This window comes from Pseudoalteromonas shioyasakiensis, assembly GCF_022398475.1.
GTDB lineage: Bacteria > Pseudomonadota > Gammaproteobacteria > Enterobacterales > Alteromonadaceae > Pseudoalteromonas.
Genome location: NZ_JAKEVM010000174.1, coordinates 1 through 7,819, shown reverse-complemented (window position 1 = coordinate 7,819; position 7,819 = coordinate 1). Strand labels below are relative to the sequence as shown.

The 7,819-nt window shown below is 38.9% G+C and carries 6 protein-coding genes; 5 read left to right on the top strand and 1 reads right to left on the bottom strand.

Annotation, left to right across the window (positions count from 1 at the left end):
• The first annotated feature begins 169 nt into the window (after positions 1–169).
• Genes L1D51_RS19610 through L1D51_RS19590 form a run of 5 tightly spaced genes read left to right on the top strand, consistent with a single transcriptional unit; the run spans position 170 to position 5,703 of the window.
• On the top strand, positions 170–565 hold the full coding sequence (locus tag L1D51_RS19610) for a response regulator (RefSeq protein ID WP_054561476.1): 396 nt from the start codon (positions 170–172) through the stop codon (positions 563–565).
• A gap of 7 nt (positions 566–572) precedes the next feature.
• Positions 573–1,466 carry an AAA family ATPase gene (locus tag L1D51_RS19605; RefSeq protein ID WP_054561477.1) on the top strand — a complete coding sequence of 298 codons (894 nt, stop codon included), beginning with the start codon at positions 573–575 and terminating at the stop codon, positions 1,464–1,466.
• 3 nt (positions 1,467–1,469) lie between these two features.
• Positions 1,470–2,429, top strand: a complete 960-nt coding sequence (locus tag L1D51_RS19600) for a DUF58 domain-containing protein (protein WP_239964572.1) — start codon at positions 1,470–1,472, stop codon at positions 2,427–2,429.
• A gap of 2 nt (positions 2,430–2,431) precedes the next feature.
• Positions 2,432–4,372, top strand: coding sequence for a transglutaminase TgpA family protein (locus tag L1D51_RS19595; protein WP_239964571.1), 1,941 nt, complete (start codon positions 2,432–2,434; stop codon positions 4,370–4,372).
• 8 nt (positions 4,373–4,380) lie between these two features.
• Positions 4,381–5,703 (top strand): Na+/H+ antiporter family protein, encoded by a 1,323-nt coding sequence (locus L1D51_RS19590; protein ID WP_239964570.1) that lies wholly within the window; start codon positions 4,381–4,383, stop codon positions 5,701–5,703.
• A 38-nt stretch (positions 5,704–5,741) separates the two neighbouring features.
• Here L1D51_RS19590 and L1D51_RS19585 read toward each other — a convergent pair whose 3' ends face one another.
• Positions 5,742–7,712, bottom strand: a complete 1,971-nt coding sequence (locus L1D51_RS19585; RefSeq protein ID WP_055197144.1) for a response regulator — start codon at positions 7,710–7,712, stop codon at positions 5,742–5,744.
• Between the last annotated feature and the right edge of the window lie 107 nt (positions 7,713–7,819).

Genomic DNA, 7,819 nt, shown 5'->3' with positions numbered 1-7,819 from the left:
GCTATGACCACTCTTCGTGTATGTTAAGTCCAATACTAGACGGTATCGGACATTTTGGTAGTGTTTTATCATATTATTCATTTTATTAGTGCTTGTTTCTTGAGCTTAGTTATCTCATGACTTATATTAAAACTATCAACTTGAGATGTAACGATAAGATGTAAACGATATGGAATTTGTGAAGCCGTTAGAACCTATTTTGATAATCGATGATATGCAAGATATCCGCGACTATCTAAATCAAATTTTAACTGGTCTTGGTTTTGACGATATTTTAGAAAGTCGAGATTTTGAATCAGCTAAAACCGTTATTGAAGAAAAGTCGCCTAACGTTATCTTTCTTGATATTGAACTACCTAATACTGACGGTACGGATATTCTTGAATACTTAAATGACCGCCATCCTCATACTCATGTTGTTATGTGCTCTGGCCATAATAGTCTTGAGAATGTGCAAAACACCTGGGAATTAGGTGCTAAAGGTTTTATCGCTAAACCATTCAACGCAAAAAAAGTCGACTCTGTTATGAAACGTCTAGAATTGATGGAAACCATAACAAACTAAGTAGTTTATGAATTCGACAATCCAACTCATTATAGATGACTTATCAACGGTTATTTTTGGTAAACAACAACAAATCAAACTCGCCCTTACGTGTTTATTTAGTGAAGGCCACCTGTTAATTGAAGATTTACCAGGCATGGGAAAAACCACTTTATCTCATGCACTTGCCGCAGTTCTTGGCTTGTCATATCAACGCATTCAATTCACTAGCGATTTATTACCTTCTGACATTCTTGGTACAAACATTTTTGATGCTAAAGAACATAGTTTTTCATTTCATCAAGGCCCAGTATTTAGCCAAGTTGTTTTAGGTGATGAAATTAATCGTGCCGGCCCTAAAACACAAAGTGCGCTATTAGAAGCTATGGAAGAAAAACAAGTGACGGTAGATTCGGTTAAACACGCCCTACCATCGCCATTTTTTGTGATTGCTACGCAAAATCCTGTGCATCAATCTGGCACTTACCCGTTACCAGAGTCACAATTAGACCGCTTTTTCATGCGTATTAGTTTAGGTTTTCCTGATAAACACGCTGAGAAAAACCTCATTTTAGGCTTAAACAATCGAAATTATGACGACTTACCTGTGCGCATTAATCCTGAGCAACTTGCTGTTATTCAAAAAGAAATTAATAAAGTAACTATAAGCAACTCGGTGGTTGATTATATCCTTGAGCTAGTTGCGTTTACTCGCCAAGATAACCATTTTGTAAACCCATTATCACCAAGAGCCAGCATTGCGCTTGCCCGAGCTGCAAAGTCATGGGCGTATATTGAAGGTCGTGATTTTGTAATGCCTGAAGATGTACAAGCTGTTTTTCCTAGTGTGACTGATCACAGGCTTGGATTAAACGCTGGTGACAGCGGCTATGCACTTAAACATGTGCCTGTAAGCTTATAAAACATGTTTAAGCGCCCTGCTTTTATTGATCAATTTCGTCAGTCTGTTTTTAATAAGTTATTAAAAAACAAGCATAATACCAACGAAATTGAGCTTCAACATAAAACGATTTATGTATTACCCTCAAAACTTGGTGGGCAGTTTTTACTAATTGCCTTACTAAACTTTGTAATGGGCATTAACTATCAAAACAACCTGATTTTAGCCATGGCGTATTTAATGGTGGTTGTTTTGGTGTTTGCGATACTCACCGGCTATAAAAATGTGAGAGGTTTGTCGGTTAAATACCTGTCAGTAAACGAAAGTTATGCGCCAAAAGCCCCTATTGCGCGTTTTCAAATTCAAGCACAATCATACTGTGAACTTATAAAACTGATTAATGACAACTTTGAATCTGAAACTGTGTCACTGCAAAGTAAAGAGAAAAAGACCGTTGAAATAGCGCTAAAATGCAGTGAACGTGGTGCATATGGCTTTGATAGAATAAAAATCATTAGCCACTTTCCATTTGGTTTGGTGTCTGTGTGGAGTTATATAGAGCCAACCGAAACGGTTTATGTTTACCCACAACCTATCGCCGCTGAAAAGCTTGATACTCAGCTCCATGACAATGACGAACACGATGGCGATAACGCACAAGTTAAAGCCGGTAATGATGACTTTTATCAGCTTACCCCTTTTGTGCAAGGAACAGCGCTTAATAAGGTATCGTGGAAACACTACGCTAAAACTCAGCAACTATTAACGAAAGAATTTACCAGTGACGCATCACAGGAGTTAGCGCTTAATTTCAATATGTTGAGTGGCAATAATGAGCATAGATTAAGCCAGTTATGTTTTTTGGTGAACCAATTAACCGACCAACAAATGGCGTTTTCGTTAACCTTACCCAATAAACCCATAGCGAAAGGCCAAGGGGTCAACCATCAAAAAGCCTGCTTGCAAGCATTAGCGGAGTTTTAATTATGAATACACCGCTTATAAATACCGTTTTATCACTGCTGTTTATTGTTACCAGTGGCTTTTTGTTTACTGAAGTACTTACTCCATTCTTAGCCATATTGGCGGGCCTAAGCTTTTTAAACTTTTTTTTAAGTAAGTTTTATAAAAAACTAAATGGATTGGTGGCGAATATTTTGGCTGCGGTTTGCTTAGTTGCCTTATTTGTTCTGGTTGGTGTGAGCGATACGGTCAAGTTATTTGTATCCATGATGCTACTTGCTAGCAGTTTTAAATTGCTACAAGCGAAAACTGTTAAACAGTATCAAAATGTGTGTTTACTGGTGTTTTTTAACCTTTCAACGGTGTATTTGTTTCATCAAGGGTTATTTGAAACCTTGGTAGTCAGTGTACTTTATATTGTTAACTTCGCGGTACTTGGCTATTTAAGTAGCCCGCAAAGCTTTAAGTCCGCTAACAAACAAAGTTTTAAAACCATACTACTAGCCTTACCCATAGCGGCGTTTTTGATTTTATTTTTACCTAAAATTCCAGCGTTTTGGCAGCTACCGGGGCCAAAGCTTGCTAAAACGGGTTTATCAGAGCAAGTTAACCCCTTTTCTATTGCGAAATTAGCGGAATCTGATGACTTGGTTTTTCGGGTAGAGCAACAGCCAGGGCAAGACCTACAAGCCCCCTATTACTGGCGCAGCCTTATTCATGATGAGTTTAATGGTAGCGATTGGCTAATATCGGACATTTTGAAGTCTCAACAATTTAACCCAATTCGCCGTACAATTACTCAAAGTAATAGCGTTAATTATCACGTTATTGCAGAGCCCTCATCATCAAACTGGTTGTTTGGGCTTGGCTTTGCGCAAAGTGCTAATTCTGATGTGCACTCAACCTACAATGGCTTGTTAAAACGTAAAGGTAACTTAAACAAAAACATTAAATACGCGGTAACTAGTAGCCAAGCCTCGCTGAGCCTAAATAACTTTGAAAAACGCTTATATACCCGCTTACCGAAAACAACCAATCCGCAAACAACGGCACTGGCAAACGAGCTGGCTGCTGAGCATGAAAATGCGCAAGCTTACTTTAACGCGCTTCTTGATTACTTTAATCAGAAACAGTTTGCTTATACATTAACGCCTACACCAATGTATGGTGATAATACGCTAGACCAGTTCGTGTTTGATACCAAACGTGGCTTTTGTGGTCACTATGCCAGCACCGCTGCATTTATGTTTCGTGTCGCCGGTTACCCCGCCCGTGTTGTATCTGGTTATTTAGGCGGAGAACAAACTAAAGCTGCTACGCTTAACATTTATCAATACGATGCACATGCTTGGGTCGAAGTGTTCTTTGATGAAAAGTGGCACATATTTGATGCTACCGCTGTTGTTGCTCCTGAGCGTTTAAACGGTTCGTTATCACAACTGGGTGATTTAAACGAAAGCTTTAACGACAATCTTAACTTTGGTCTAAAGCGCTGGAGTCATTTTAAAGCAATAAACTGGCTTAGAATTCATCTTGAAGAGCTCGACTATAAATGGACTAACTGGGTGCTTACGTTTGACCAAGAATCACAACAAAATTTATTTGATTCACTGTTTGGTAATAAGTCAGCATGGCTAACGCCTTTAATTGTGTTAGGTACATTATTACTGATCTTTACTAGCTATTTCTTATATAACAAACGTCCTATTCGAAGTAGAGAGCCGCTTGTTGATGATATCACTAAGTTTTACCTGTGGGCAAAAAAGCAAGGCATTGAGCCAGTTGATACCAACACGCCACTACAAAATATTGCTTTAATTAAACAGCAAAAGCCTAGAACAGAGGCATATTTAAGTGAGTTTGAGCAAATAATCATCGAAGTACGTTACCAACAGCAATCATATAACCTAAATCGCAAAAACCGAGTACGAGTTCTGTTAAACTGTCTCAAAACAGCCAAATAGAGAACAATATGAATGCAGTAATTGTCGGCGTTATGTTGATGCTGATCCTGACACTTTGTCGAATTAATGTCATTGTGGCGATGACGGTAAGCGCAATTATTGCGGGTTTGACCGCAGGACTTGGTTTATCACAAACCGTTAATGCATTTAATGATGGCTTATCGGGCGGCGCTGAAATAGCACTTAGCTATGCGATGTTAGGTGCATTTGCGGTGGCTATTTCTAAGTCGGGTTTAACCCGTATTTTAGCGTCTAAGTTACTAAAGCAAGTAAACGAGAATAGCCACAAAGGCGAAACGACGCTTAGTTATCTTATATTGAGTATTATTTTGCTGTGTGCGATCTCGTCGCAAAATTTGATACCCGTACATATAGCTTTTATCCCAATTCTAATTCCGCCTCTACTTGTGGTGTTTAACAAGTTACGCCTTGATAGACGAGCAATTGCGTGTATCTTAACCTTCGGCTTAGCCACCTCTTACATGGTGCTACCTTATGGTTTTGGTGGCATTTACTTATACTCGATACTACACAAGAACCTCACTGAAAATGGCCTAGAGATTGTTAATACTCAAGTGCCGATGGCAATGATCATTCCAGCCATTGGGATGTTATTTGGTTTATTGGTTGCGGTGTTTATATCTTATCGAAAACGCCGTAGTTACGAGTCTCACAGCCTAACAGAGCAACAGCAAGAGGTTGTCATTGAGCAGCCTAAAAAGGTGTTAGCAGTGGGAATTACCGCCGTACTTTGTTCATTAGTGGCACAAAATATTAGCGGCTCTATGATCCTAGGTGGTCTTGTTGGGGTAGCTATATTTACCTTATTTGGTGTTGTAAAGCTTGAGCAAAACGGCGATGTATTTAGCAAAGGCATTGCTATGATGGCGATGATTGGCTTTATTATGATTTCGGCGCAAGGCTTTGCTTCGGTGATGAAAGCAACGGGTGATGTAGCTTCATTAGTTAGCTCTGCTGCAGGAATGATTGAAGGTAACAAGCCACTTGCCGCAGCATTAATTTTACTCGTTGGGCTATTAATCACCATGGGCATTGGTAGCTCGTTTTCGACAGTGCCAATTATAGCCACCCTGTTTGTACCACTTTGTATGGAATTAAACTTTTCTGTTATGGCTACTGCAGCACTGGTTGGTACTGCTGGAGCGCTAGGTGATGCAGGTTCCCCTGCCTCCGACTCAACACTTGGCCCAACATCTGGCCTAAATGCAGATGGTCAACACGACCATATTTGGGATTCAGTAGTACCTACTTTCATCCATTTTAATATTCCGCTACTTGTTGCTGGCTGGGTTGCGGCAATGGTGTTGTAAAGTCGAGTTTCATTTTAAAAGCCCCATTTGGGGCTTTTTTATTGGCTAAACAAAATACGCAGTGCGCGGTTTAGATCATGAAAGCGAATGGGTTTTGTCAGCACTTTGTTCATTCCTGCTTCTAAGCAAGTGGCTTTATCTTGATGAGATGCATTGGCTGTTAAGGCGACAATGGGTAAAGTCATTTTTAATTCTTCACGCATGTATTTAGTTGCTGTAATACCATCCATCACTGGCATCATCATATCCATTAAAACCAAATCGAAGTTTTGCTGTTGTACTTTATCGATTGCTTGTTGGCCATTATCTGCAAGGGTGACATGGTGATTGAGCTTTTCTAAAAAGGTTTTGATTAGCACTTGGTTGGTTTTGTTATCTTCAGTAACAAGAATAGCCATGGGCTCAAGAGTTTGTTCATGCTCTATTGATTGCTGATCATCGGCGACGATAGAGTATGGTATGTAAATATTAAATTTAGTACCAATATTAATTGCACTAGCTACTCTAATCTCGCCTTTCATTAAATCAACAAGGCTTTTGGTAATGCTAAGCCCAAGGCCAATCCCTTCTACTTGTCGATTAACACCATAGTCATGCTGTTTAAAGGCATCGTAAATGCTGGCTATTTGAGATTGAGAGATCCCCTGCCCAGTATCTGCTATCTCAAATAACAAATGGGTATCATTAAAATCTGCTCTGAAATTGACTGTGCCTACTTTGGTAAACTTGAAGGCATTATCTAAAATATTAAACAGAATTTGCCCGACCCGAACCCCATCAATATTAATTTTGTTGGGTAAGCCATCGCTTATCTCTGTGGTAAATAATACATTAGAGCCTTGAGTGGTTTCTTGAAACTGTGCAGTAATATTTTTAACCAGCGCATTTATATCTGTTGCTTTAACATCAAGCTCCATCGAGCCACTTTCAATTTTTGAAAAATCCAGCACATCACTGATCAAATCAAGTAATAAATCAGCGCTTGAGTTTGCGTAATCGAGCCAACGTGTTTGCTTGTCATTAAGTTCTGAATCGGCTAACAACTCCAACATGCCTACAATGGCGTTCATAGGTGTTCTGATCTCATGAGACATCACAGTTAAAAACTGAGACTTTGCTTGGTTTGCTTCTTCTGCTTTTTCTTTTGCTAATTGTAGTGCTTGCTCACGGTCTTTATTGACAGTGATATCTTTAGCAATACCTAAATAGCCGCGAAATTTCCCGCTTGAATCAAATTGTGGCTTACCACTCAAAGAGACCCAGGCCGGAGGCGACGAATTAACTTCAAATTCAAAATCTAAAAACTCGGCATGCTCTGCCAGCAAGTGTTTAAAGTGCGACCACTTTTTTAACTGATTTTGTTCCTGCTCAGTGATGATGGCATCAAAATTTTTATGTAAAAAATGACGTTTGTATAAGTTACTGTGGCTGGCGGTAGTTAAAACATTAATAAAGTGCTCATCTTTATTAGTACGCCAAAACCATTCGCTGGCAAAGTCTCTAAATAACTCAGATAACTCGCCTAGTCTTGTTAGTAAAGAGGTTGAGTGAAACTTTTGCCGGTTAAGCCTTGTTTGCGCAGCTAATTGAACCGCTACTTGCTGTAATAAGATTTTGATTGCGGTTTGTGATTTATCATTAAAACTAGCCTGCTCTTTTATATCGAAAAAGACCAAGCACTGCGTTGTGTGTTCAGAGATATCAACATGAAAAATTAGGTTATTTACGAACTCATTACTATAAAACAGTGAGTTATCTTCATTAAATAACCACTGTGACTGCGCTTGTTGTATCTTTGACTTTAATATTGTTTCGTCAAATTCAATGTACTTAATAGTACGCATTTCGAGGGATGCTTTTGAATCTTCGAAATTTATTAAGCAAAACTCTTTAAACGAAAAATATGGCAGAAGCACTTTTTCAAGTTGAGCTTTTAATGCACGGCTATCGTTTATGCCATGAAATGCCGTTAGCTCAAGTTGTAATTGCTCTAAGTTTAACTCTGCCATTGCCATTCCTAGTTAATATTGCATCGCATATTGCAAATATAGAAAACAGTTCTCAGTTTAGCCATAAAAATATCAAAATAAATTATTTAAATTTCATTGTGTTATAT